Source organism: Phyllobacterium sp. UNC302MFCol5.2, from assembly GCF_000686005.1.
GTDB lineage: Bacteria > Pseudomonadota > Alphaproteobacteria > Rhizobiales > Rhizobiaceae > Phyllobacterium > Phyllobacterium pellucidum.
In genome coordinates this window covers 82,570-105,993 of the sequence record NZ_JMLL01000016.1, presented here as the reverse complement: position 1 = coordinate 105,993, position 23,424 = coordinate 82,570, and the positions used below count along the sequence as shown (strand labels likewise).

23 protein-coding genes and 2 pseudogenes are annotated in these 23,424 nt (G+C 58.4%); 11 read left to right on the top strand and 14 right to left on the bottom strand.

All coding sequences use genetic code 11. From position 1 onward, the window contains the following. Positions 1–189: 189 nt before the first annotated feature. The 8 genes from BR48_RS0120800 to BR48_RS0120765 all read left to right on the top strand — a co-directional run bounded on the left by BR48_RS0120800 (position 190) and on the right by BR48_RS0120765 (position 6,306). Complete coding sequence (locus BR48_RS0120800; protein WP_027233072.1) at positions 190–861, top strand: response regulator transcription factor; 672 nt, start codon at positions 190–192, stop codon at positions 859–861. A 125-nt stretch (positions 862–986) separates the two neighbouring features. After that, on the top strand, positions 987–2,249 hold the full coding sequence (locus BR48_RS0120795; RefSeq protein ID WP_027233071.1) for a flagellar hook protein FlgE: 1,263 nt from the start codon (positions 987–989) through the stop codon (positions 2,247–2,249). Between the two features lie 31 nt (positions 2,250–2,280). Further along, a complete protein-coding gene (flgK, locus tag BR48_RS0120790) occupies positions 2,281–3,753 on the top strand; it encodes a flagellar hook-associated protein FlgK (RefSeq protein WP_027233070.1) in 1,473 nt (490 codons plus the stop codon). Positions 3,754–3,755: 2 nt separating this feature from the next. After that, the gene (locus BR48_RS0120785; RefSeq protein ID WP_027233069.1) at positions 3,756–4,805 is read left to right on the top strand and encodes a flagellar hook-associated family protein; all 1,050 of its coding nucleotides are present in this window, start codon (positions 3,756–3,758) and stop codon (positions 4,803–4,805) included. A gap of 43 nt (positions 4,806–4,848) precedes the next feature. Beyond that, positions 4,849–5,193 (top strand): flagellar biosynthesis regulator FlaF, encoded by a 345-nt coding sequence (gene flaF / locus BR48_RS0120780; RefSeq protein ID WP_027233068.1) that lies wholly within the window; start codon positions 4,849–4,851, stop codon positions 5,191–5,193. 2 nt (positions 5,194–5,195) lie between these two features. Continuing rightward, positions 5,196–5,636: a flagellar biosynthesis repressor FlbT gene (flbT, locus tag BR48_RS0120775; protein ID WP_027233067.1), complete on the top strand. Its 441-nt coding sequence runs from the start codon at positions 5,196–5,198 to the stop codon at positions 5,634–5,636. Beyond that, the gene (gene flgD / locus BR48_RS0120770) at positions 5,633–6,034 is read left to right on the top strand and encodes a flagellar hook assembly protein FlgD (protein ID WP_027233066.1); all 402 of its coding nucleotides are present in this window, start codon (positions 5,633–5,635) and stop codon (positions 6,032–6,034) included. Before flbT ends, flgD begins: the two co-directional genes overlap by 4 nt. A gap of 2 nt (positions 6,035–6,036) precedes the next feature. Further along, on the top strand, positions 6,037–6,306 hold the full coding sequence (locus tag BR48_RS0120765) for a flagellar biosynthetic protein FliQ (protein WP_027233065.1): 270 nt from the start codon (positions 6,037–6,039) through the stop codon (positions 6,304–6,306). Positions 6,307–6,423: 117 nt separating this feature from the next. Here the strand turns inward: BR48_RS0120765 and BR48_RS25165 are convergent, their stop codons facing one another. After that, a complete protein-coding gene (locus BR48_RS25165; protein ID WP_051615312.1) occupies positions 6,424–7,644 on the bottom strand; it encodes a hypothetical protein in 1,221 nt (406 codons plus the stop codon). A 32-nt stretch (positions 7,645–7,676) separates the two neighbouring features. Between BR48_RS25165 and BR48_RS26805 the strand changes: the two are divergent. Then, positions 7,677–7,796: pseudogene (locus tag BR48_RS26805) on the top strand (ABC transporter ATP-binding protein); the annotation flags it as partial. Between the two features lie 133 nt (positions 7,797–7,929). On the opposite strand, the gene BR48_RS0120750 reads toward BR48_RS26805, so the two are convergent. The 10 genes and pseudogenes from BR48_RS0120750 to BR48_RS0120705 form a co-directional block, all read right to left on the bottom strand. Further along, positions 7,930–8,943 (bottom strand): IS30 family transposase, encoded by a 1,014-nt coding sequence (locus tag BR48_RS0120750; protein ID WP_027233064.1) that lies wholly within the window; start codon positions 8,941–8,943, stop codon positions 7,930–7,932. A 189-nt stretch (positions 8,944–9,132) separates the two neighbouring features. Next, positions 9,133–9,516 (bottom strand): hypothetical protein, encoded by a 384-nt coding sequence (locus tag BR48_RS25160; protein WP_036815163.1) that lies wholly within the window; start codon positions 9,514–9,516, stop codon positions 9,133–9,135. A 70-nt stretch (positions 9,517–9,586) separates the two neighbouring features. Then, positions 9,587–9,997, bottom strand: a complete 411-nt coding sequence (locus BR48_RS0120740) for a MarR family winged helix-turn-helix transcriptional regulator (RefSeq protein WP_051615310.1) — start codon at positions 9,995–9,997, stop codon at positions 9,587–9,589. 525 nt (positions 9,998–10,522) lie between these two features. Further along, entirely contained in the window at positions 10,523–10,861 is a 339-nt protein-coding gene (locus BR48_RS26360; RefSeq protein ID WP_155810945.1) for a hypothetical protein, read from the bottom strand. A 153-nt stretch (positions 10,862–11,014) separates the two neighbouring features. Then, entirely contained in the window at positions 11,015–11,248 is a 234-nt protein-coding gene (locus tag BR48_RS0120730) for a hypothetical protein (protein ID WP_027233061.1), read from the bottom strand. Positions 11,249–11,324: 76 nt separating this feature from the next. Continuing rightward, positions 11,325–11,943: pseudogene (locus BR48_RS25155) on the bottom strand (NAD(P)H-dependent oxidoreductase). A gap of 309 nt (positions 11,944–12,252) precedes the next feature. After that, complete coding sequence (locus BR48_RS25150; protein WP_036815158.1) at positions 12,253–13,311, bottom strand: response regulator; 1,059 nt, start codon at positions 13,309–13,311, stop codon at positions 12,253–12,255. Between the two features lie 7 nt (positions 13,312–13,318). Then, positions 13,319–13,882 (bottom strand): chemotaxis protein CheB, encoded by a 564-nt coding sequence (locus BR48_RS0120715; protein ID WP_027233060.1) that lies wholly within the window; start codon positions 13,880–13,882, stop codon positions 13,319–13,321. Then, positions 13,882–14,721, bottom strand: a complete 840-nt coding sequence (locus tag BR48_RS0120710; RefSeq protein WP_027233059.1) for a CheR family methyltransferase — start codon at positions 14,719–14,721, stop codon at positions 13,882–13,884. Before BR48_RS0120710 ends, BR48_RS0120715 begins: the two co-directional genes overlap by 1 nt. Continuing rightward, on the bottom strand, positions 14,718–18,146 hold the full coding sequence (locus BR48_RS0120705) for a response regulator (protein WP_036815155.1): 3,429 nt from the start codon (positions 18,144–18,146) through the stop codon (positions 14,718–14,720). The genes BR48_RS0120710 and BR48_RS0120705 overlap by 4 nt, the downstream gene beginning before the upstream one ends. 779 nt (positions 18,147–18,925) lie before the next feature. Here BR48_RS0120705 and BR48_RS0120700 point away from each other — a divergent pair. Further along, the gene (locus BR48_RS0120700; RefSeq protein WP_027233057.1) at positions 18,926–20,230 is read left to right on the top strand and encodes a sorbosone dehydrogenase family protein; all 1,305 of its coding nucleotides are present in this window, start codon (positions 18,926–18,928) and stop codon (positions 20,228–20,230) included. An 86-nt stretch (positions 20,231–20,316) separates the two neighbouring features. Here BR48_RS0120700 and BR48_RS0120695 read toward each other — a convergent pair whose 3' ends face one another. Together BR48_RS0120695 and BR48_RS0120690 are read right to left on the bottom strand one after the other, a co-directional pair. After that, positions 20,317–20,979 (bottom strand): hypothetical protein, encoded by a 663-nt coding sequence (locus BR48_RS0120695; RefSeq protein WP_027233056.1) that lies wholly within the window; start codon positions 20,977–20,979, stop codon positions 20,317–20,319. 68 nt (positions 20,980–21,047) lie between these two features. Continuing rightward, complete coding sequence (locus BR48_RS0120690) at positions 21,048–21,398, bottom strand: hypothetical protein (RefSeq protein ID WP_027233055.1); 351 nt, start codon at positions 21,396–21,398, stop codon at positions 21,048–21,050. A gap of 220 nt (positions 21,399–21,618) precedes the next feature. On the opposite strand from BR48_RS0120690, the gene BR48_RS0120685 reads away from it, so the two are divergent. Then, a complete protein-coding gene (locus BR48_RS0120685) occupies positions 21,619–22,542 on the top strand; it encodes a LysR family transcriptional regulator (protein WP_027233054.1) in 924 nt (307 codons plus the stop codon). Here BR48_RS0120685 and BR48_RS0120680 read toward each other — a convergent pair. Next, positions 22,505–23,242, bottom strand: coding sequence for an SDR family oxidoreductase (locus tag BR48_RS0120680; protein WP_027233053.1), 738 nt, complete (start codon positions 23,240–23,242; stop codon positions 22,505–22,507). The genes BR48_RS0120685 and BR48_RS0120680 overlap by 38 nt on opposite strands. Between the last annotated feature and the right edge of the window lie 182 nt (positions 23,243–23,424).

Sequence of the window (23,424 nt, the reverse complement as noted above, 5' to 3'; positions counted from 1 at the left end):
TTCTTGCGAAGCTTGTTCTGACCCAAAAACGAATCAGAAAACAGGACACAGTCAAGGAAAAATCGTACGCTCGGAATGGCCAGCGCTTCCCTATAAATTGGGGTCTATTTCTTGGGAATTGTCCACGAGTCACCACCACCGCTAGTTGTGTGTTGCTTGGGGCAACTTATTGATTCGAAAGGTGGGGTTGTGATCGTAGTCGTCGACGAACGAAGTTTGGTGACGAGTGGGTATTCTGCGTGGTTCGCCCGCGAGGGCATTACGACAACCGGCTTTGCTCCTGACGATTTTGGCGACTGGGTCGCCACTGTTCAGGAGAACGACATTATGGCCGTCGAAGCATTTCTGCTAGGGGAATGCGCCGATCGGAACAAGTTTCCACACAAAATTCGTGAACGCTGTGCGGCACCGGTTATCGCCGTCAACGAGACACAGTCTCTCGAGCATACACTGGAGCTTTTTCAGGCAGGTGTCGACGACGTCGTCCGCAAGCCGATGCACGTGCGGGAAATCCTGGCGCGCATCAACGCGATCCGCCGCCGTTACGGCAACGGTGATGCCGGCACGCAGATCGGTCCAATCCGGGTCTTTTCGGACGGGCGCGATCCGCAGGTCAATGGCATCGATTTCTCCTTGCCGCGACGCGAGCGCCGTATCCTTGAATACCTGATCGCCAACCGTGGCCGCCGGCTCAACAAGGCGCAGATATTCAGCGCCATCTACGGCATTTTCGACAGCGATGTCGAAGAGAGCGTGGTCGAGAGCCATATCAGCAAATTGCGCAAGAAATTGCGCGAGCAGCTCGGCTACGACCCGATCGATTCGAAACGCTTCCTCGGATACAGCATCAATCTCGACTAGGCGCTGTATTCGCCAGTGGCGGAAGCGCCGAACCCCTTAATCCCAAAGGACTACAAGGCGTCAGCTTCGCGCAAGAATCGCAGGATAACGATCTTGTACGCAAGGTGTGACGCAAGGAGACGGATATGAGCCTCTATGGAATGATGCGAACCGGCATTTCGGGCATGAACGGCCAGGCCAACCGCCTGTCGGCCGTATCGGACAACATCGCCAATTCCAGTACGACCGGCTACAAGCGGGCAAGCACCGAGTTTTCCTCGCTCGTGCTGCCAAGCTCGGGCGGCGAGTATAATTCGGGTGGCATCGAAACCACGGTCCGCCACCACATTTCCGAAGATGGGTCCCTGCGTTACACGACCTCTTCGACCGACCTCGCCCTGCAGGGGAAGGGTTTTCTCATCGTCAGCAATTCGAGCGGCACGCCGTACCTAACGCGTGCAGGTTCATTCGTCCCGGACCCGCAGGGCAACCTGGTGAATACGGCGGGCTATTACCTGATGGGCTATCCAATCACCAACGGCAACGTAAATCCTGTCGCCAACGGCTACCAGGGTCTCGAAAAAATCAGCATTGCCCAGAACGACCTCATTGCGGATCCCAGTCGGACCGGTATCTTCACCGCCAATCTTCCGGCAGGCGCGGACATCGTGGCAGCAGCTGACCGTCCGCCGGCGAACGCCACCGCCTCGGCCAAGTACACGGCGAAAACGTCGATCCAGACATTCGATAATCTCGGCAATGTCGTGGTCGTCGACCTCTATTTCACCAAGACCGCAGATAATGCCTGGGAAGTCGCGGCCTATGACCATGCCAATGCGGCGGCCTCGGGCGGCTTCCCCTATACGCCGGCAACGCCGCTGACGACCGAGAACTATACGTTCGACGCGGTGACCGGAAAGCTGAACTCCACCGACCAGTCCATCTCGATCAATGTCCCAAATGGCCAGGCGCTCGAGATCGATTTCTCCGCGACGAAACAGCTTGCAGGCGATTATACGCCTATCCAGGTCAAGGTTGACGGCAACTCTCCGAGCCCGATCGACAATGTCGACATCGGTGCTGATGGCACCGTTATGGCGATCTACAAGAACGGCGCCAAGCGAGCGATCTACAAGATCGCGCTTGCCGATGTCCCAAGTCCCGACAATCTGCTCGTTATGTCCGGCAACGTGTTCTCGCCGAGTGCTGACTCCGGCGACATCCAGGTTGGATTCCCCGGCACGGGCAGCTTCGGCAACCTGAACTCGGGTGCTCTCGAACAGTCGACGGCCGATATCGCGCAGGATCTGACCGACATGATCGAGGCCCAGCGCAACTATACGGCGAATTCCAAGGTCTTCCAGACGGGCGCGGACCTGATGGACGTGCTGGTCAATCTAAAAAGGTAGTTGAACAACTCATGGCGATTGGACAAAGGGTATGTCACTAACTTCGGCGCTCAACACCGCTCAAGGTGCGATAACGACCGTTTCGAAGCAGACTGCTTTGGTGTCGCGCAATATTGCCGGCGCAAACGATCCCAATTTTACCCGGCGCATCGGTTCGGTGGTCAGCGGTCCAGGCGGCTTGACATATCTCTCGGTCACCCGCTCTGCCGATGATGCCCTCCTGTCCAAGTATATCGAGAGCAACAGCCAGCTCGGCGCCTCAGACACGCTTCAAGGCGGTCTCGACCGCCTTTCCGGTATTTATTCCGCCAATGACGCATCGGGATCGCCAAGTGCCCTGCTTGGCGATCTGCGCGATGCCCTGCAGCTCTATGCGAACAAGCCAAGCGATACGACGGTAGGACAGGCCGCGGTCACGAAAGCCGCCGACCTTGCCAATGCCCTGAACCGGGGCAACGACGAAATCCAGAAACTGCGGCAGGACGCCGATACCGACATCGCGGACTCCGTCAAGAACCTGAATACGCTGCTTGCCAAGTTCGAAACGGTAAACACCAAGGTGATCAACGGCACGCGTTCCGGCGCTGACGTGTCGGACGCGCTCGACGAACGCGACGGCCTGCTCAAGCAGATTTCCGGCGAAATCGGCATCACGACGCTCGTTCGCGGCGACAACGATATGGTTATCTTTGCCCAGAACGGCGTCTCGCTGTTCGAAGGCAAGCCGCGCGCCGTCAGCTTCACGCCAACCAGCGCCTTCAGCGCCGGCACTTCGGGCAACCAGGTCTATATCGATGGCGTGCCGCTGACGCACGACACGTTCCAGCAGCCCTACGGCACGGGACGCCTTTCCGGATTGCTGCAGCTACGCGACCAGGTCGCGCCCGATTATCAGAAGCAGCTCGACGAGATTGCGCGCAGCCTTGTCAGCATGTTCGCCGAGTCCGATCAGAAGACGCCGCCGACGCTGCCGACAGTGCCGGGCCTGTTCACCTATCCCGGCGCACCGGCAATGCCAGCGGATGGCACGATCCTTCCGGGTCTCGCCGGCACCATCAAGGTTTCATCGGCCTATGTGCTGAGCGAAGGCGGCAATCCCGCGCTTCTGCGCGACGGCGGTACGGTGCCGGCCAATCCGGACTACGTCCAGAACCCCGATGGCTCCGCCGGGTTCTCGGTACGTCTCCAGAATTTGATCGGCGCGATCACCTCACCGCGCATTTACGATCCAACGGCGAACGGCGGCAACAACAAGAGCCTGCTCGACTTCTCCTCTGCCTCCATAAGTTCGCTTGAGGCAAAGCGGCAGTCTGCAACGCAGACCAACGAATACAATGGCATTCTGGCTTCCAGGGCGAGCGATGCCATCTCCAATGCGACCGGCGTCAACATCGACACCGAAATGCAGTCGCTCCTGGATCTCGAGCATTCCTATAGTGCGTCGGCGAGGATCATCTCCACGATCGACTCCATGTTGAAAGAACTCCTTCAGGCGGCGTCATAGATATGAAAACCCAATCCGTTTCCTCCTATATGCTGGCAAATGCGACCCGCAACATTCTGGCAAAGGCCCAATCCGAGCTGATCAAGGCACAGCAGGAGGGAACGACCGGCTTCGTTTTCGACAAGGGGCTGACCCTTGGCAGCCGCACCGGCCAGTCCATCTCACTGCGCAAGGAATATGACCGCCTGTCCGTCCTGACCGACACGAACGGCGTCATCAAGGAACGAATGACCACGTCGCAGAATGCGCTCACCAGCATCATCAAGGGAACGCAAGACCTTCTGAGCACGGTGACGGCAATGTCAGGTGGTGCAGCGGGCAGGGCAGTCGCTGTCGACAAGGCCAAAAACCTGATGCAATCGACGACGGAGCTGCTCAATTCGAGCTTCAATGGCGAGTATATTTTTGCGGGTGTCAACACCGACGTGAAGCCGCTTGCCGATTATGACGCTGCGGGAGGTCCGGCTCGCGCCGCTGTCCTGCAGTCGTTCCAGGACTATTTCGGCTTTCCGACCACGGATCCGCAGACAGCCAATATTACGCCCGCCGCCATGAAGGATTATCTCGACACTGCCTTTGCCGGCGAATTCGACGCCGCCTCATGGTCGGCAAACTGGTCGTCGGCCTCCGATACACTCGTCAAGAGCCGCATTGCACCCACCGAAATCGCCGAAACCTCGGTCAGCGCCAACAGCGCCGGCTTCCGGCAGATGGCGATGGCAATGACAATGGTTGCGGAGCTGGGCAATATCGGGCTCAGCCAATCCGCCCTTGATGAAGTCGTCGGCAAGGCATCGAAGACGACGACCGACGCCATTACCGCACTCGCCGACACGCAGGCGTTCCTCGGCAATGCGCAGGCCCGCACCAAGGATGCGACTGACCGGCTGGCTGTGCAACTCAATGTCCTCAACAGCTCCGTGCTCGACCTTGAAGCCGTCGATCCGAATGAGGCCGCCACCCGCGTGAATGCGCTTACGACGCAGATCCAGGCGTCTTATGCACTGACCGTCAAGATTCAAAGCCTGAGCTTGCTCAACTATCTGAAATAGTGACCAGCGCAATCACTGCGCTGGCTGGTGAACGGAAACAAACATGTACCAGGCCCGATACGATGACATCATGAGCGACGGCGCCGACAACGCCAGGGAAACCGAGCGTTCGCTGTTTGATCAGTCGATCATGATGCTGGAGGAAGCGCGCGACGAGGGCGGGTATTCGTTCAAGGGCATCGAGGCCGTCCAGTTCACCTCGCGGCTGTGGATGCTCGTGCTGGAAGATCTCGGCAGCCCCGCCAACGGATTGCCGCCAGAGCTGCGTGCCTCGCTTATCTCGATCGGCATCTTCATCCTCAAGGAACTCGAGGCGATCCGCCAGGAAACGTCGACCGATTACGACAGCATCATCGAAATCACCCGAACGATACGGGACGGACTCTGATCATGAAGATCTCGCTTCGTGCCGGTGAAAAGATCTATGTCAACGGCGCCGTGCTGCGCGCCGACCGCAAGGTCTCGCTCGAATTCATGAACGACGTGAGTTTCCTGCTTGAAACGCACGTCATGCAGGCCGATGAGACCACGACGCCGCTGCGCCAGCTCTATTTTGCGGCGCAGATCATGCTGATCAACCCTGCAATCAAGGACGAGGCTCATCGCACGTTCAAACGCATGCTGGCTTCCTTGCTGACGACCTTCGAAAATCAGCGGATGCTCAAGGAGCTCAAGCTCATCGACGAGCTAGTCTTCAACGACCGTGTCTTCGAGGCGCTGAAATCGATCCGGCTGCTTTACACCCTGGAAGCCCAGATACTCGCAGGCGAAGCCCCGCCCGTCATTCCATCTCAAACGGACAAGGCCGTGAGGCCGGAGGCACACGCATGACCACTGTTCCGCCCGTCGGCACACAACAGCCGAATACGAACAACGACACCAGCAAGACAAACGGTCCGGGTGTCGACTACCAGACTTTCCTGAAGCTGCTGGTCGCGCAAATGAAGAACCAGGATCCGACCCAGCCGATGGATGCAACCCAGCAGGTCACGCAGCTTGCCCAGTTCTCCAGTGTCGAACAGGCGGTGCAGACCAACACGAAACTCGACCAGCTTCTGGCCAGTTCATCGCTGCAGCAGGCCGACGGCATCATCGGCCGGACTGTCACCAGCGCCGATGGCAAGATCAGCGGTGTCGTCGAATCCGTGCGCATCTACAATGACGGCATGATCGCAACACTGAAGGGCGGCGCGACGCTGCCGATCACCGCCGGCATCGTGGTCAGCTGACGATGAACGAAGCCGACGCCCTCGATATCGTCAATCAGGCCATCTGGACCGTGATTGTCGCCTCCGGACCGGCCGTCGGCGCCGCGATGTTTGCTGGCGTGTGCATCGCGCTGTTTCAGGCGCTGACGCAGATCCAGGAGATCACGCTGACTTTCGTGCCGAAGATCCTTGCAATTCTCGCCGTGCTCGCGCTGACGGCGCCCTTCGTCGGCTCGCAGATCAACACGCTCACTTTGCTCGTCTACTCACGCATCGAGCACGGATTCTCGTGAAGGGCGCACGTCATGCTTGGAGGTCTTTCTATCTGGCAAATTTGCGACGTAAGCGTCTCCATCCGATCAAAACGCCTGTTACGCTAAAAGCGAACCCGCCAGCGAGAAGCGTCAGCATTAGCGGTTTCCAAATCGCGTTGTTGGAGAGGAACGGAAAATCGAGGGTGTCAGACCGTAGAATAGCCAGCGATAGGTTCGTCGGCTGGCGTCAATGACCTCAATGACGCGGCCGGTCACCGGATTGACATATACGGCTGTATTGGCGGCGTCGTTTAGAATGATGCGCAGACCGTCTCCGCCCACACCATCGCTCGATCGAAGGTTCGCATAGACATCGTCGGCTGGGATCGGGGTTGGTCGCTCCGCTGTTTGTCCAGGGTACGCCATGGAAGCGGCCTGCCAGATGACGTCATTGGGAAAGGCGTTGGATTGGGCAGCCACCTTACCATCACGAATTTCCGCGATCTGGGGAGCGGCCTCGGGCCCACGGGCAAGCAGGTATGGCTTACCCGCCACAGCAGATACTTCCACCTCGCTGGCAGGAAGAATGGCTCTGATTGTGTCAGGCGATACCGATTCTGCCGCTTGGGCTACCGTCAACCCGACATACGCCTCAGCTTGAGCGTCGGTCATTTCGCCGGTCGAGAAGATCCTTCCATGATCCATTGAGAGCCAGCCGCTCAGTATCCACGTGAAGACAAAAGTGGCCATGACCAGCCCCCCGACGTGGTGCCACTTCATCCAACCTCTGTAGGGAGAAATTGCCCCTTGGTTGAATTTGGCGCTTTTGTACGAGCGAACGATACCCAGCCAGATGCCCGCGATTGTCAGGCTGATGCCAACAAGTGACATCCACCAAACGGTACGGTCCCACGCTACCCAGTTTTGGCGCAGGACCGTTGGGTAGATCCAGTGAAGCACAGATCCCAGATAGTTCCAGGATCGCTCGAAGGTTGTCGTACGCTGCATTACCTCGCCAGAGCGTTGAGATACGTAGAGGTCTGTCCCCGCCTCATCGGCAAGCGAGACTTTGTAGAATGGGCGATACCTATCGTACTGATGGTGAACCATCCATTGATCATAGTTCAGCGGGTTCGACGCCGTTTTGACCGCAGTTCCGGAAAAAGACTGGGCAATCGACTTGGCAGCTTCGCTGGAAATGCCTGCTACGACCTCGCCAGTTTTAGCCGAAACGATCACTTGTGGACCTTTCGGTGGCTGGATGACGTACATCGCCTGACCATTTACTTCCAATATGCGGAGGCGAGCCGGCGACGTGATGCCAGATGCGATGATTGCAGATGCGGGAGACAACTCGACTTGGCTGCCGTCGATCATGGAGCCCTTGTTGATACGTGCGCCATCTCCAAGGAAAACCGGGCGAGGTGGTTTCGGTCGCCATGCTGCGCGAGGTCTACAAGGTATATGCCCGGATCGAGAAGTGTTCGATGAACTACGATCACGTTATCGTGGATGGGGCAGCGCACTAGGTCAAATATACGATGGGCCTGCGCGCAATCAGCGACGACATCACCATCGCGGGCCAATCGTGCAATGTGGTTGAAGGACATTCTGACTTTGCCTGTGGGTTCTATCTCAAATGCAACGGCGGGGTGGGGCAGGCTATTCCGGCAGCGATATTATTTCAACAAGCTGCGCTCTGAACACTTCGGTCGGGGTCATGTAGTCGAGGCACTTTCGCGGGGTCGTGTTGAGACGCTCGCAGATTGATCGCACTGATTGATGGGGAAGGGACAAGAGGTCGGTGTCACGCGGCAGGTAGCGTCTCACTCTTTTGTTCATGTTCTCGACCGAGCCTTTCTGCCAGGGTGCTTGCGGATCGCAGAACCATGCCTTCGTCCCCATCCCGGTCTCCAGATCGCGCCAGGACACGAACTCGAAGCCGCGGTCGAAGGTGATGCTCTGTCTTGCCGAATGCGGCAGTGCAGAAAGTTCATTGATCAGACGCCCCATGATCGGTTTCGATTGCCGGTCATTGTTGCGAAACAGGATGGTATAGCGGCTCTTGCGTTCCACCAGTGTCGCAATATTCCCGTTGCCATAATCCTTGCGAAAGATCATCAGATCACCCTCCCAATGCCCGAACTGGCCACGGTCATTGACCTGTTCTGGACGGTGGCGAATGGCCATAAAGGCGGGAAACACAAGGCCTCTCGGTCTTCGTGCATAGCGTGGCTTGCGTTTGCGACGACGCTCGGGCAGGTGACGCGCAAGCTCCTGGGATTGCCCATCCTCAGAATACACGTACCGGTAGATTGTCTCGTGGCACAGCCGGTGTTGAACATCAGGCTCTCTCTTCAAGCGGCCGGCGATCTGCTCCGGAGACCATCCGGCCTTCAGACGATCAATGACGACATGGCGCAGCTGCGGATGCTGATGCAGCTTGCGATATGACCGCCGCCGCTGTTCATAAAGACTGTGTGCCGTGACGTGCCAATAGCCATCCGCTTGCGGAACTTCCTTGTCGTGCCACCAGTTGCGTTTGATCTCGCGGTGGACCGTGGAGCGGTGGCGACCAAGAACCGAGGCGATCTGCGCCAATCGTGCCTTGGCGTGTAGCATCTGTGAAACCATACGGCGTTCATCAAGCGTCAATTGCGTGAAACTGCGGGGCATTCCATCCTCCTGAAAATAAAGAGGGTTTTGTACGTGTCGCAATTGAAAATAGAATGTGCCCCGACTACACACCTTTGCGGCATAAGACCAATTATGGAACTACGCTCTTGGGGCGGCCATGGGATACGCAAACAGCATGGCCCCCCCACTTCGTCCTCTCTCGCATGGCTCGGAGCTAACGGCCACGTCCTAATTTACCAGGTCCGAGTTGGTCTCTACTTCAATGCGATCGGCCACGCGGCGAATAAGCAGCGTAGACTGCGGCTTACCTAATTCTGCGGGGACTGAGATGGATTGGGACTGACCGGGCAACAGCACTGCGGAGAACCGGGCGACAGCGCGACTTTCGGTATAAGTGTTATCTGCACCGTTTGTGCCGACCGTGGTCACCACATGCCAGCCGTCTGGCTGCTTAACCCAATAGGTGACTGCGGACGCATCTGCGCCGAACACCGTGGAAATGCCCTGCCCTTCAGTTGCGATCTTTGGTTCGGCGGCCTGAGCCTGCGAACTGGCAACTGTAATGCCGTACAGAAGACTGGCGGCAGTGGCGATTCTAAAATACCTAGTCATGTTTTCCTCATAAACTTTTTGTGTGCATACACACACTTTTCGAAGCGCAAACTTGTTATTCTGACTGATCCTAGGTGTTGCGCGTCAACTCTAGAAAATCATGCCGCCATTGCGCGGCTTTTTCGGGCCCTACCTGGGCCTCGAATTCCTGCTGGGCTTTTTGCCATAGGGGCAAAGCTGCCTGCACCTTGTTGTGTCCGGACTCAGTCAGCGACAGCACTAACTTTCGGCTCTCCTGTGCGGCCCGTTCAGTTTTCAACCAGCCGTCCCTTTCCATCGGCTTGATGGCGCGCACCAGCGAGGTTCGTTCCATCACCATCGCAAGTGCAAGTTCGCTCATCGTCATGCCCGGGGTTTCCGAGAGCAGCACCAGTATCCCGAACTGGGTGTTGGTCACTTGAGCAGCTGAAAGGTGACGGTCGTAAATTCGGGTTATGTACCTGGAAGCCTGCCGGGTTGCGAAGCTGTTGCAGGCAGCCATTGATGATCTTTCACTCATACGAGAAGCATATATGTGCATATGCACTTTGTCAACATTTGTTGTATGTCAAAGTGCTTTGCGAGACACGCGTGCCGTTAGCCAGTCAAAAACTTCCGACTTCGCGTTCAACATAGCCCCTTCCGGCTTGCCCCACGCGCTTTGGTTCGTGGGATCGTGGATTGATCGCCGAGCGCCGCCTGGCGTATGGCCACAGATTTGCTTAAGCCCGATGCATGCCTTGGAAATCACAATGATGAGCGTGTGGCGCCGTATCATACAGCGGAGGAGTTTTTGGGCGGATCAATACTACTCTTTCGGCAGGAGCGACCTTGATCACAATCTGCTTTTAACGCTTAAGCGACGGCGTGAGCATACATTGCTAATCATAGTGCACGAATTCAAAGCTTTCTACGCTACCCCAACTGGCAGAACTGTCTTCTTGATCGAACCAGTAGGGATCCAGCCCATCACTGAATGAGCGAAACCCGCCGATGTTTTCAACGACGGGTGTCGTTGCTTTCTCGCCTATTTCGGGCAATCCTTCGGTGGCTGGCCGGTCGTGGATTGCGTTCCTGACGCAGTCCCGGAGGAGTCCGGGCAGTCGAGAGCTCCACTGCCGGCAGGCTTGTCACTCGACGAGCCGGAGCCTGTGTTCGGGGTTGCAGTGCCAGATGAGTCGGGCGTTCCTGTATTGCCCGAAGCCCCACCCGATTTATTGGAGTTGGAATTGGAGCCGCCAGAACTGTCCGACGATCCGGTGTTGCCGGATGCACCACCGGAAGTATTGCCACTGCCCGAATTTTGAGCGACAGCGGCGCTGGCCAAGGCCAGGCTGAAGAATGCAATTAAGATAGATTTTGTCATGTCTCGGTCTCCTTTCGCAGATTGATACTCGGAGCTAACAAATGGTCTGAGCTAAAGTTCCGAGTCTGATCTTCCTCATGCGAAAGTATGGGGCCGACAAGTGGTCTTTGTTGTGCTGTCGAAGCTCGCGGAGAGAGCAGCGGCATCGCGCAACTATTTGGTGCCGCGCACATAGACGAATGGAATGTCGTTCAGTTCGGCCCAAGCCAGCGAGGCGGTGACAGCTTCATCGAGCGTATCAAATGGCTCCGGCTGGAAGTAGGCGGGCCCGTCGATCGCGGATAACGATCCATCCGCAACGAACTTCCCGTCAACCTTCTCGATCAGGACCCAATCTTCCTTCTCGGGCGGTTTCGACGCGCCATAAATATCCTTGAGCTGGGTCATGGCTTCCTCCGTCGATTGCTCAATTTTCAAACTCAGAATTCCGCTTCGGTATGCATGGATTGGGCGGGGCGATGTGTCACTCTTCCTCGCCGGGATACTGAGACTGTTTCATCACTCCGGCGAGATGAGCGGTGTTGCGGGCGAGCATGGCGATCATTGTCTCGACTTCTTCCGGGATTTCTTCGAGATCAATGAAGTTCGTTGAGCCCATCGCTTCCCCGACCCAATATGCCACTGCATTGGCAGGAATTGTGAAGCCGACATCGTTGACGGCCTGAAACACCTCGGCCGAGACATGGTGAGCGCCATCTTCGTTGCCAACAATGGCGACAGCCGCCACTTTGCCATACGACACCATCCTCCCCCAATCGTCGGTCTCCTCTAAAAAAGCATCCATCCGTTCCAGGGCCCGCTTGCAGACGCTCGAGGGCTGTCCCAGCCAGACCGGTGTGCCGATCAGCAGGATATCGGCCTCAAGAACCTTCTCCCTGATTTTTTGGCCATGCGTCACCCTCGCCTTCATCCGATGTCACGCCCGGTTTGATGTCATGATCCGCCAGCCGGATGATCTCCATTTCAACCCCGTGTTTTTTGAACTCTTCCGCGATGAGTTGCAGCAGTCTGCCTGTCGAGGACGGCTCCGAAGAAGCGGAAGACTTCAGCGTGCTGTTAAAAGCGAAGGCCTTCAGGGTCATGAAAATTCCTTTCAATTGACTGTTTACAGAACGCTGTATTCGAAATGTCGGTCCGAGAAGGCCTCGTAGGCAGCCGGGAATTCTCCCGGATAAGGTCTGAAAGGCCCGCGAGTTCCTCGACGACAAAAATTCTTCGGTCTTTATCAGAGCGCGCTGAACCGAGCAGTGATCGCCCAGCAAACTGGAGCATCGTGGGTATCGTCGGCGCCGCTGCAGAGAGCGTGGCTGAGCACGATTGGCGGCTCAAAAAATCGGCGCGAAGTCCCGCCGCTCGTTCTTTAGCCGCCTTGTTCGGCGATCGACTCGGCTTCAGACAACCAGACTTGCCAGCGGCACGCTCAGCGACAAAGTGAGCCCGTCGGCCCGCCAGTCGCGCGTAATTGTGCCGCCGAGACCGCGTAGCGCCGCGGTTTCGAGCGTCGTGCCGAAACCAGCCCGATCGGGGGCCGGAGAAAGGACGCTGCCACCGCGCTCATCCCACGTCAGATGAAGCTGTTCGTCGGCCGCAGAAACATCGACCGTCAGTTTCCCTGCCGGGGAAGATAGAGCGCCGTATTTCGCGGCATTCGTCGTCAGCTCATGCAGGAGCAGCGCAAAGGACGTCAGTGCCTGCCCCGTCAAGGGAGCGTCCGTGCCGGTGATCATAATGCGTGAATCGGCGTCATGATCGTGCGGCGCAACAATGGCCTTAAGCAACGCAGTTACGGTGGTGGCGGTCTGTGCACCATCACTGTTGCGCGAGAAGTCAGGCAAGGTCAGTTCATGTGCCCGCGCCAATGCGTGCATGCGCGACCTGAGGTCTGTCTCGAGTTCGGCAACGCTTTTGGCGGGACGGGCGCTCAAGGAGATCAGCCCGGCCGCAAGGGTGAACAGATTTTTGATCCGGTGGTTGATCTCCTGCAGCAGGATGTCCTTGTGGCGCGCTGCCTCCTTTAGCGCGTCAGCTTGCATCGCCAGCTCGTCCCGCTGCGCTGCCAAATGCTGCCGCTGCCGATAGAGCTCAAAGAAGACGTCGACCTTGCTGCGCAGGATGTCCGGCTCGATCGGCTTCTGAATGAAATCGACCGCCCCCGCCTCGTAGCCGCGGAACCGGCGCTGATTATCTCCGGTGCCGGCCGTAACGAAAATAATCGGAATGCGACGTGTTCGTTCGTTGCCACGCATCAGCTCCGCGAGTTCGAAACCGTTGAGTCCAGGCATCTGAACATCGACAAGTGCGAGCGCGACGTCATGCTCCAACAGAAGCTCGAGAGCCTCGTCGCCCGACCGGGCCTTCAACAGGAGAATGTCTTCCCGCCGTAACAGCGCCTCCAGCGACAGCAGGTTTTCCTCAAGGTCGTCGACCAGCAGAAAAGGGACAGGTTCCATGCTTGCGTCAAACCTCTTTCAGATATTGGGCGATTGCCTCAAGCGACATAACCCGGGCGCTTGGGCACATTTGAATAGCGGCTTCGGGCATCGCAGCGGCAAAAGCGGTTTCGGGGTCCTGGACGAGACCCCTACCGCCCGCGTCGACGACGGCCCGCAGTCCGGCAGCGCCGTCGTGATTGGCGCCGGTCAGTACGATGGCGATCATCGTGGGGCCATAGGCATCGGCAGCACTCTCGAATAGCACGTCGATCGATGGGCGAGAAAACAGAACCGGCTCATCGCTCGAAAGCGAGAGAGACCTGTCGACTTCGATGAGGAGATGATAGTCCGGCGGGGCAAAATAGATCGTGCCGCCGACGATCGGCTGCTTATCCTCGGCCTCCTGTACCGGCAGCACGCATTTGGCCTGGAACAGTTCGGCCATGACGCTGCGCCTGTCTGGCGGTACGTGGACGACCACGATGACAGGCAAACGAAAGCTGGCGGGGAGCGCCGTCAGCACGACCGAAAGGGCTTCCACCGCCCCCGCCGACGCACCGATGACGATGGCTTCGGGTTGAACGGACATTATTCGGCCCGCCTCTGGTAGATTTTTTCCTCCCGCACGAAGTCGGCGAAAGCGTTGGCGTGGCGAGAAAACCGCAGGTTCTCCTTGGAGCCAAGCCCCAGGAAACCTTTGCGAACAAGTGAATCCTTGAACAAGCCGAGAGCATGGTCCTGCAGGCCGCTATCGAAGTAGATCATTACGTTGCGGCAGGAGATGAGATGCATTTCGGCGAATACGGCGTCCGTGACCAGGCTATGGTCGGAAAACACGACGTTCCGACGCAGCGATTTGTCGAAGGACACGCGGCCATAGGCCGCCTGATAGTAGTCGGAAAGCGAGGATTTTCCGCCCGATTTCCGATGGTTCTCGGTAAAGAGCGCCACCCGGTCGAGGGCGAAAATGCCCGCCTCGGCAGCCTGCAGCGCCTCATGATTGATGTCCGTAGCGTAAAATATCGTGCGGTCTTCGAGCCCTTCTTCGCGGAACAGAATGACGAGCGAGTAGAGTTCCTCGCCGGTGCTGCAGCCGGCGATCCAGACCTTGAGTGAAGGATAGGTCCGCAGGTGCGGCACCACCTTCTCACGCGTTGCCTTGAAGTAGCTGGGATCGCGAAACATCTCGCTGACCTGCACGGTCAGGTAGCGCAGGAGCCGCGGCAACAGCGCGGGATCGTGCAACAGGCTCTCCTGCAGCGCGGAGAAGGTCGCAAAGCCCAGTTGCTGGCGCGCTTGTTTAAGCCTGCGCTTGATCGACGCCATCGCATAGTTGCGGAAATCGTAGTGGTACTTGAGGAACAGGGCCTCAAGCAGGAGCCGGATCTCGATGTCCTCAATCTTCTCTGGCACGGTGACTTCTGTCATTTGGGCATCCAGACGCGAACCAGCGACAGCAGCTTCTCCACGTCGAGTGGCTTGGCCATGTAATCGTTGGCGCCGGCCTCGATGCAGCGCTGTTGATCGTCCGGCATGGCCTTGGCGGTGAGCGTGATGATCGGCAGTTTCTTCCAAGCCGGGTTCTTACGGATCTCGCGGGTAGCGGCGAGCCCGTCCATAACCGGCATCATGACGTCCATCAGCACCAGCTCGATCGGTGCACCGGATTCTTTCTGCAGTGCTTCGATGGCCTCACGGCCGTTCCGGGCAATATCGACGATGGCGCCACGTGGTTCGAGGATATTGGTGAGCGCGTAGACATTGCGCACGTCGTCCTCGACCACGAGTATCCGGCGCCCTTCGAGCAGGGCATCTCGGTTACGGGCCCTGCGGATCATTTTCTGCTGTTCCGCCGGTAGCTCGGCGATGACCTGGTGGAGGAACAGGCTTACCTCATCGAGCAGGCGTTCGGGGGACTTGGCGCCCTTGATGATGATCGATTTGGAGTAGCGCCGCAGCCTCTGCTCGTCGTGCGCCGATAGTTCCCGGCCCGTGTAGACGATGACCGGCGGGAAGGCATAGGCGCTCTCCTGGCTCAGCGTCTCTAGCAGCGAGTAGCCCGAAGCATCTGGCAGGGACAGGTCCAGCACCATGCAGTCGAAGGTCTGATCCTTCAAAAGGTCGAGGCATTCGGCGGCTGTGCCGGCAGTTTGTGTTTCGACGTCTCCCGCCTTCAGAAGTTTAGCCACAGCCTCGCGCTGGACTGGATCGTCCTCGACGATCAAGACGCGATGCACACGTTGTGACAGCTTGGTTTCGAGCTTTTGCAGAACCTGTGTCAACTGTTCGCGTGTCACGGGCTTGGTTGCGAAGCCGACTGCGCCGAGGGAATAGGCGGTTTCGACCTGATCGGTCGCCGACACCACGTGAATGGGGATATGACGGGTCTTGACGTCATGCTTGAGCCGGTCGAGGACCGCGAGGCCGGACTGGTCCGGCAGGCCGACATCGAGCACGATAGCGCTTGGCAAGTATTGCTTGGCGAGCCTCAATGCCTCTTCGGCCGTCCCGGCCACGATGGACTGGAAGCCCATGTCACGCGATACGTCGCGCACGATCGCGGCAAAGGTGTCGTCGTCCTCGATGACCAGCAAAATGCGCTTGGCGTCCGTCAGCGCATCGCGATCGTCGTCGACCTTGCGCGACGGACTTGATGGCGCTGCGGGCCGAGGGGCCTCCGGCTGCTGAAGGCTCAAGGCCACCGGCACGCCCGCCAGCGGCTCTCGGGGCGCGACATTTGCGGAACTGTAGTTTTGGGGAATTGTAATAGTGAATGTGCTGCCACGCCCCGGCTCGCTCTCCAACCCGATCGTACCACCGAGGAGACGCACCAGCTGTCGCGAGATCGATAGGCCAAGCCCGGTGCCACCATACCGGCGGCTGATGGTACTATCGGCCTGGTGGAAGGCTTCGAAGACACTGCGCTGCTGCTCTTTGGCGATGCCGATGCCGGTGTCAGACACGGCAAACGCTACATTGCCGTCGCCGGCGGTACGAATCGAGAGCCGGACTTGTCCAGCTTCGGTGAACTTGATCGCATTGGAGAGCAGGTTCTTGAGCACCTGTTCGAGCCGCTGCGCATCCGTCTCGATCGTCGCAGGGGCATCCGCAGCAATGTCGATGGCAAAGTCGAGCTTTTTGTCCATTGCGAGAGGCTCGAAGACCTGCCGGAGACTGTTGGCCAGGCGCTCGACCGAGAGCGTCTCGGGGCGGATCTCCTCGTGGCCAGCCTCGATTTTCGACAGATCGAGAATGTCGTTGATGAGGTTCAAAAGATCGTTGCCCGACGACTGAATTGTCTTGGCGAATTTGACCTGCTCTTCCGTGAGGTTGTCGTCCGGATTGTCAGCGAGCAGCTTGGCAAGAATCAGCGAGGAGTTGAGTGGCGTGCGCAACTCGTGGGACATGTTGGCGAGGAAGTCCGACTTGTACTGGCTCGCCTGTTCCACCTCGCGCGCCTTGGTTTGCACTTCCGCGTTGGCGCGTTCGAGATCGTCGCGCTGTCCCTCCAGCTGCTGGGCCTGTTCCTCGAGCTGGGCATTGGTCTGTTCGAGCTCGACCTGCTGCTGCTCAAGGCGAGCCTGCGATTCTTTCAGGGCGCGGCTCTGCTCCTCCAGCTCCTCGTTCGAGACCCGGAGCTCCTCGGACTGGGTCTGCAACTCCTCGGACTGTCGTTGGGTCTCTTCGAGGAGGTTTTGCAGTTCGCCCCTATAGTTGGCCGACCGCACGGCAATGGCGACCGCTTCGGAAGCGCGGTCAAGAAGCGCGAGGACGCGCTCGTCTACCGGCTGCAGGAAGCCGAGCTCGATAACCGAATTAACGATGCCGTCGACGCTGCCTGGAAAAATGACCAGATGCTTCGGCTTGTCCTTGCCGAGCGCGGAGCCGAAAGCCAGGTATCCATCCGGCACCTCGCCGACCACCATGAATCTGGCTTCCGCTACTGCCTGACCGAGCAGCCCTTCGCGCGACTTGAAGGCGTTCGGCACGCTTGCCTCGTCGGGAACGCCGTAGACAGAGGCGCGCTGAAATTGACCGCCACCGCCGGTGAAGACGGCGCCGGCAACGGCACCTACATAGAGCGCCAGATAGTCGAGAATGCTGTTGCCGAGTTGCTCAACAGGTTGGTCTCCCATCATGGCCGAGGTCAATCCGACCTGGCCGTTTTGCAGCCATTCGTCGCGTCGGCGAGCCAAGGTCGCCCTGCGGATCAAAAAGCCGATCGTGGCGGTCAGGGCAATGCCAAGAATCCCTGAGAATAATGTGCTGAGGAAGGCCGTCTTCTGAGCGCTCGCCATCTCGGCTAGCCGCTGGCGGCGGACTTCGCCCTCCCCGGCCGATATGGCCGCGATCTGTGAGCGGATCCCATCCATTTCAATTTTGCCGCGGTCGGAATTAACGATAGCAAGTGCCGCATCCAGACCTTGGGTGCGCCGAAGCTCGTTGGTTTCGGCGAGTTCTGCGAGCTTGGCTTCGACATGTTGTCGGAGCGTGACCAGCCTTTGGCCCTGACCCGAATTGCCGGCGGTCCGCTGGCCGATCTCATCGAGTTTCTTCGGTATGGCCTGAAGCGCCGTGTTGTACGGCGCCAGATATGTCTCCTTGTTGGTGAGCAGGAAACCACGCTGGCCAGTCTCGGCATCTTGAACAAGCGACAACAGCTCATCCAGCGTAACAATGGCGACGTGCGTTTGCACAACGCGTTCATTACCTTCGCGCAAGGCCTGAAGATTGAAATAAGCCACAAGCCCGCTAAGAATGAAAAAAACGATCGCGACTGCGAGGCCAAATGCAACGCCGGGATCGAGGCCCAGGGTGCGCCCGGAAATTTGCGGCATTCGGCTCTGGTTCATAGCAGCTCTCGTCAGCGTTAGAGCCCCCGGAGGGGAGAATAATGGAGTCGTCGGACCACTTTCTCCCGGAGGAGCGGGTCAGCCAACGAGCGAAATTGGATAGCCAAACCGATGTCTTCGCTCACTTCCGTTTGGGAACGGTCGCGCCCGCAAAAACGCCGACAGCTATATGGTGTCAACAGGCAATATCAGACACAGCTCTGACGTGTATAGTATTTTATAGGTGACGCGAGCAGAAACACCTTTCGACCGTAAGGAGGTAGTAGCGGCATCTTCGAACTGTCCAATTGTCAAATCATTCGGATAGAATAGATCGGTTTTGCGATACTAGTCGCGAGGGGGTTTAGCCGCCCGGGCTGCACGCTCTTCGCTTTCTTCGAGTCGCTCGAGCAGCTCTTTGAACCTGCCATTTGTTGGAAGAGGCGGGGCACTCGCACTGCGCACAACATTTTGGAAACCACGCTGTAAGACCTGGTCTCTTATGTTTTTGCGGCGCTTTTCCTCATCGTCGGTCAATGATCTCGTCCCTCTAAGCGCATAAGAGATACGGCGAATACAGGTTCCATAGCGAGTAGGGAATTTGATTGATTCGAGTTCTGACCCGTGCCAGTCCTATTATTCCGGCCATGTATGAAGATGGCCTGCTGTCGGCCCCTTTGCCGATTCCTCCCGTAACCTCTTCCCTCACCTCGATATTTTTTCTGCCCCCTCTAGTGCTGGGCGCGTAAAGGCTTTAGCGTCCGGGCTCCCCTTATCTCCCTCATAACAAGAGACGATCCATGGCCGAGTCTTCCCCGTTCGCCCGGTTTATTGCCTTTGTCAGCAGAGGCATTGCTGCCATTCGACATTCTGGGGATGGCGAGCGCGCGCCTGTCTATGGCACAGCGCCGGCCATTCCGGAGGCCAAGCCGCAAGGGAGGATACCGACGTTGAAGATGCCGACGGCGAAGGGCTGGGAAGGCGAGCATAAGCCGACGGCCGCGGCGGGGCTAAAGGTCAATGCCTTTGCGCGCGGGCTGGTGCATCCCCGCAATATATATGTGCTGCCTAACGGCGATGTGCTTGTGGCTGAATCCATGGGCGAGACAGGAAATCCACGCACCTTCTTCGACCATGCCATGTCGGCCACGATGCAGAGGGCGCGCGCTTCCGGCGACAGCCCCAACCGTGTGACCCTGCTGCGCGATGCCGACGGCGACGGGGTGGCTGAGGAAAGTCACGCCTATATCGAGAACGTGCGGCAGCCCTTTGGCATCGCGCTCGTCGGGGAGACGCTTTATGTCGGTGCCAGCGACGCGCTTCTGGCCTATCCTTACGAGGCGGGCGCGACCAGAATCTCCAAACCATCCAGAAAGCTAATGGATCTGGTGCCCGGCGGGCATTGGACGCGCAATCTGATTGCCAGCAAGGATGGCACCAAGCTTTACGTGGCCGTGGGGTCTTTGAGCAATATCGCCGACGCGGGCATGGCCGCCGAAGAAAACCGCGCCTGCATTCACGAATATGACCTCACATCGGGGCGGTCCCGCATTTTTGCGGGTGGACTGCGCAATCCCGTGGGCATGGCCTGGGAGCCCGAGAAAGGGATGCTTTGGACAGTCGTCAATGAGCGTGACGGGCTCGGCGATGAAACGCCGCCTGACTATCTGACATCGGTGAGCGACGGCGGGTTTTACGGCTGGCCCTATTGCTATTGGAACCGGGTGGTGGACGATCGGGTGCCGCAGGATCCCGCCAAAGTGGCCTTGGCGCTGCAGCCCGATTATGCGCTGGGCGGTCATACGGCATCGCTAGGTCTTTGCTGGCTACCCGAGGGCACACTGCCGGGCTTTCCGCCGGGCATGGCCATCGGTCAGCACGGATCGTGGAACCGCTCGAAGCTCTCGGGCTACAAGCTGGCATTCGTCGCCTTCGAGAAGGGCAAGCCCGTGGGAATGCCACGAGATATTCTCACCGATTTCCTGTCGCCGGATGAGAAATATTCCTATGGCCGCCCGGTCGGAGTGGCGCTGGCGGCCGACGGCGCTGTGTTGATGGCGGACGATGTGGGCGACGTCATCTGGCGCGTTAAAGGCGCGGAGTGACAACGAAACCTTTCCCCGGGTTTGAACGCATTCGCCTGATATCAGATTAGGCATCCGGCCTCAGGTGGCGCGCATCAGAGAATTCCTCAATCTGCCAGCATGTAATCTGCCACGCTGTAACAATGACTCGCCTGATAGGCGTTCCGCCCCCGGTTCATATGCGTAAGGTTGAACGTGCGAATGGCGCTCACCAAGCGGCGGCTGGCAAGGAACTGTCGGATCGAGAAAGAGCCGTGCACATTGATGCCAAAAATGTCCGCACCACGCGGGAAGAAATAACTGACATGCTCCGGCATCGAGACACTTTGCTCGAGAAATGGTTCATCCACGCGGCTTGGCGTGGCCGAACGATCTGTAGTGAAATCCGAGAGATGCACGATGAATCTGGCGCGGATGTCTTCGCCGTGGGCATAGAGCGTGAAAAGCTCCATCCAGCTTGCATTGACGCGTACGAGCGGCTTGTCCGAGGTCGACGGCAGACAGGAAACCGACCAGTAGTAGCGCTCGGTCCTGCGCGGTATCGGAATGCAGTTTGCACCGTAGAGTCCGAGAAGCGCCAGTACTTCCCCTGCTTGCGGGCGACCAAGGAGCTTCTCAAAGCGGGCGACATATTTGAAGCGCTGTTCCAGGGACTCCGAGCGGTCGCTCGTGTCTGGCAAGTCAATCTTGCCCGCTATCCAGTCGCGCTGCTGTTCAAGGTCAAGGAATTGCCGCACGCCAACGGTTCTCGGGCTTGAGGTCGCACCCATATTAGACGTCCTGTGAAATTCGTCTGCGCGTCATCTTGTTCCCATCACGTATGCGACCTAGGCGAAGGCTAAGACGCGGGTTCGGTGACGAAGGGCATGATATCCACGCCGTCTCCTGGAAAGACAGTGAAATGCGGGTGGTTCTCAAAGAGACGGGCGGCGGCCTCGATAGTCTCGGCCTCAACGACGATGTAGCCGCAGAACGGATTCACGGCGCCGGCGATGCCGTCCTTTGTCACACGCGTGGTCTTGCCGACCATGCCGCCACGATCGGGGAACGAGGCGGCGTTTCTCACCTCCCAGTCAGTCCACTGCTTAAACCCGACGGTATCGATCGCGTCCTGCTCCTGTTTGGGCAGGCTGCGAAAGCGGGCGACATCTTCGGGCTTCATGGTGTAGACGGCGAGAAAGCGGGGCATGTGGCGCGCTCTTCGTGGTGGCGAATGGTATCCGAGCCTAGCCTCTCCGCTGCTCGAAGTCACGCCGCATTTCGCAACGTTTGGGTGCCCGCCCATCTGGTTCACCATCGTGAAGTCCGCTTGCGCAAAAGCAGAACATCCTTCATCACGCAAGACGGTCGCCTGCGGACAACCGCTCGTATAGGCTCATTGACCAATTTCCCGATAAGCAGAGCAGATAATGAACCCACGCCAACTGAAAACTTTCCTAACGGTCGCACGGCTTGGCAACCTCACCCGCGCCGCCAAGGAATCGAACCTTGCGCAATCAAGCCTCAGCGACCAGATGCAGGCACTCGAGGCGGAATTGGGCGTTCAACTTTTCGAGCGCTCTCGGTTGGGCGTAATCCTGACATCCTCGGGTGAGGTACTAAGGGCCTATGCCGAGGAGATCATGGCGTTGAACGACGAGGCGAAGGCGGCAATTCGCGCCGCCGCGCAACTACAGGAATCTGCGCTTAGGATCGGCACGCTCGAGACGATTGCGGCCGAAAAGCTCGCCGTCTTTCTCTCGCGCTTTCGGCACGTGAACCCCAATATCGACCTGACACTGAAAATCGGGGGCAGCGGTGAACTGCAGCGCCAACTCGAAGAAGGCTCGATCGACATGGCAATCACTTTCGATCGCGGCCTTCGCGACGAACGTTTCGTCAAGCGCCTGCTTTCGCGCGAACCACTGGCGTTGATAGCGGGCGGTAATTCTAAGTCCGCCCCGCCCGAGAAGCTTGAGGATCTCATCCACCTGCCCTTCATCGCTACCGAAACGGGCTGCGTCTACCGCCACCTCTTCGATCAGGCGTTTGCCGACGCCGGCATCGCGGCGCCGCGGATCGCCACACAGGCCGATAGTATCGCGACGATCATGCGGCTCGTTGCATCCGGCGCAGGCTATGGCGTCGTGCCCCGCCTCGCGCTCGGCACGGAGGCGAAGCAAGGCACTATCAGGATACTGCCTTGGCCGGGTGCAACCCCCACCACCTCGCTGATCATGGCTTGGCGGCGTCGGCGCATCCAGCCGGAGGCGCTGTCCCTGCTGCTTGCTGCGGCGAGCCAGGATCTGGGTTCGCTCAGATCAGTCGATGTCCGCCCTCGACATGCAGTATAGAACCCGTAGTAAAGCCGTTGCCGATTAGGAAACGGATCGCATCGGCAATATCCTCTGGCTGACCGACACGGCCCGCCGGCAGGCGTTTTGCCATCGCCTCCAATGTTGCCTGCTTGGCCTCACCCGCAACGAAACTCCAGATAGGCGTATCGACCCATCCGGGCGACACGGCATTGATGCGCACCGGCGCAAGCTCCACCGCGAGCGCCCGCACCAAGCCTTCCAGGGCCGCATTGACGGCTGCAACGACCGAACCGCGCGCTACCGGCCGATATGCCGCCACACCGGATGTGTAGGTGATCGAACCCGAAGGTGGCAGGCTTGGCGCACCGTATTTCGCCAGCAGCAAAGGCCCGTAAAGCTTGCTCTCTACCACCCGTTGCGCCGCCGATATCTGCAAGTCCGGCATATGCTGGTAGGCGCCCTCGATATCCGCCGCGGTGCTGACGATGTGGTCAACTGGACCGCGATCCAGGAAGAAGGCGGCTATTTCCTCTTCGCGCGATATATCAAGGATCGCGGTCGACAGCCCGGAATGATTACCGAGATCCCGCTGCGCCGCCGCCAGCTTTTCTCCACTTCGGCCGGCAATCGTCACACGCGCTCCTTCTGCAAGCAACCGCCGCGCCACCGCCAGCCCCATGCCCGAGCTGCCGCCAACAACGATAATTTCTGCGTCTTCGATTTTGATATGAGTCATCTGTCGTCTCCTTGCTCGCTGCAAGAGATGCACCGGACGGTGCGCAAAGAAAAACGGAAGAAACAGATGGGGTCACCGCTTTTTCCGATGACAGAGATGGGACAAAATTTTGTACCTGCCCCGATCGCAAATCCTTCAGAGTTTACCACCACCTCAACGCACACTTGGCCGCCACATTGTAT

Coding starts and splice junctions, on each gene's coding strand:
- BR48_RS0120705 (WP_036815155.1), bottom strand. CDS start 18,146: ATGAACCAGAGCCGAATGCCGCAAATTTCCGGGCGCACCCTGGGCCTC.
- flbT (WP_027233067.1), top strand. CDS start 5,196: ATGAAGATCTCGCTTCGTGCCGGTGAAAAGATCTATGTCAACGGCGCC.
- flgK (WP_027233070.1), top strand. CDS start 2,281: ATGTCACTAACTTCGGCGCTCAACACCGCTCAAGGTGCGATAACGACC.
- BR48_RS25160 (WP_036815163.1), bottom strand. CDS start 9,516: ATGACTAGGTATTTTAGAATCGCCACTGCCGCCAGTCTTCTGTACGGC.
- BR48_RS0120685 (WP_027233054.1), top strand. CDS start 21,619: ATGAACCCACGCCAACTGAAAACTTTCCTAACGGTCGCACGGCTTGGC.
- BR48_RS0120730 (WP_027233061.1), bottom strand. CDS start 11,248: ATGACCCAGCTCAAGGATATTTATGGCGCGTCGAAACCGCCCGAGAAG.
- flaF (WP_027233068.1), top strand. CDS start 4,849: ATGTACCAGGCCCGATACGATGACATCATGAGCGACGGCGCCGACAAC.
- BR48_RS25165 (WP_051615312.1), bottom strand. CDS start 7,644: ATGATCGACGGCAGCCAAGTCGAGTTGTCTCCCGCATCTGCAATCATC.
- BR48_RS0120750 (WP_027233064.1), bottom strand. CDS start 8,943: ATGCCCCGCAGTTTCACGCAATTGACGCTTGATGAACGCCGTATGGTT.
- BR48_RS25150 (WP_036815158.1), bottom strand. CDS start 13,311: ATGGAACCTGTCCCTTTTCTGCTGGTCGACGACCTTGAGGAAAACCTG.
- BR48_RS0120765 (WP_027233065.1), top strand. CDS start 6,037: ATGAACGAAGCCGACGCCCTCGATATCGTCAATCAGGCCATCTGGACC.
- BR48_RS0120695 (WP_027233056.1), bottom strand. CDS start 20,979: ATGGGTGCGACCTCAAGCCCGAGAACCGTTGGCGTGCGGCAATTCCTT.
- BR48_RS26360 (WP_155810945.1), bottom strand. CDS start 10,861: ATGACAAAATCTATCTTAATTGCATTCTTCAGCCTGGCCTTGGCCAGC.
- BR48_RS0120795 (WP_027233071.1), top strand. CDS start 987: ATGAGCCTCTATGGAATGATGCGAACCGGCATTTCGGGCATGAACGGC.
- BR48_RS0120710 (WP_027233059.1), bottom strand. CDS start 14,721: ATGACAGAAGTCACCGTGCCAGAGAAGATTGAGGACATCGAGATCCGG.
- BR48_RS0120740 (WP_051615310.1), bottom strand. CDS start 9,997: ATGGCTGCCTGCAACAGCTTCGCAACCCGGCAGGCTTCCAGGTACATA.
- BR48_RS0120715 (WP_027233060.1), bottom strand. CDS start 13,882: ATGTCCGTTCAACCCGAAGCCATCGTCATCGGTGCGTCGGCGGGGGCG.
- flgD (WP_027233066.1), top strand. CDS start 5,633: ATGACCACTGTTCCGCCCGTCGGCACACAACAGCCGAATACGAACAAC.
- BR48_RS0120785 (WP_027233069.1), top strand. CDS start 3,756: ATGAAAACCCAATCCGTTTCCTCCTATATGCTGGCAAATGCGACCCGC.
- BR48_RS0120700 (WP_027233057.1), top strand. CDS start 18,926: ATGGCCGAGTCTTCCCCGTTCGCCCGGTTTATTGCCTTTGTCAGCAGA.
- BR48_RS0120680 (WP_027233053.1), bottom strand. CDS start 23,242: ATGACTCATATCAAAATCGAAGACGCAGAAATTATCGTTGTTGGCGGC.
- BR48_RS0120690 (WP_027233055.1), bottom strand. CDS start 21,398: ATGCCCCGCTTTCTCGCCGTCTACACCATGAAGCCCGAAGATGTCGCC.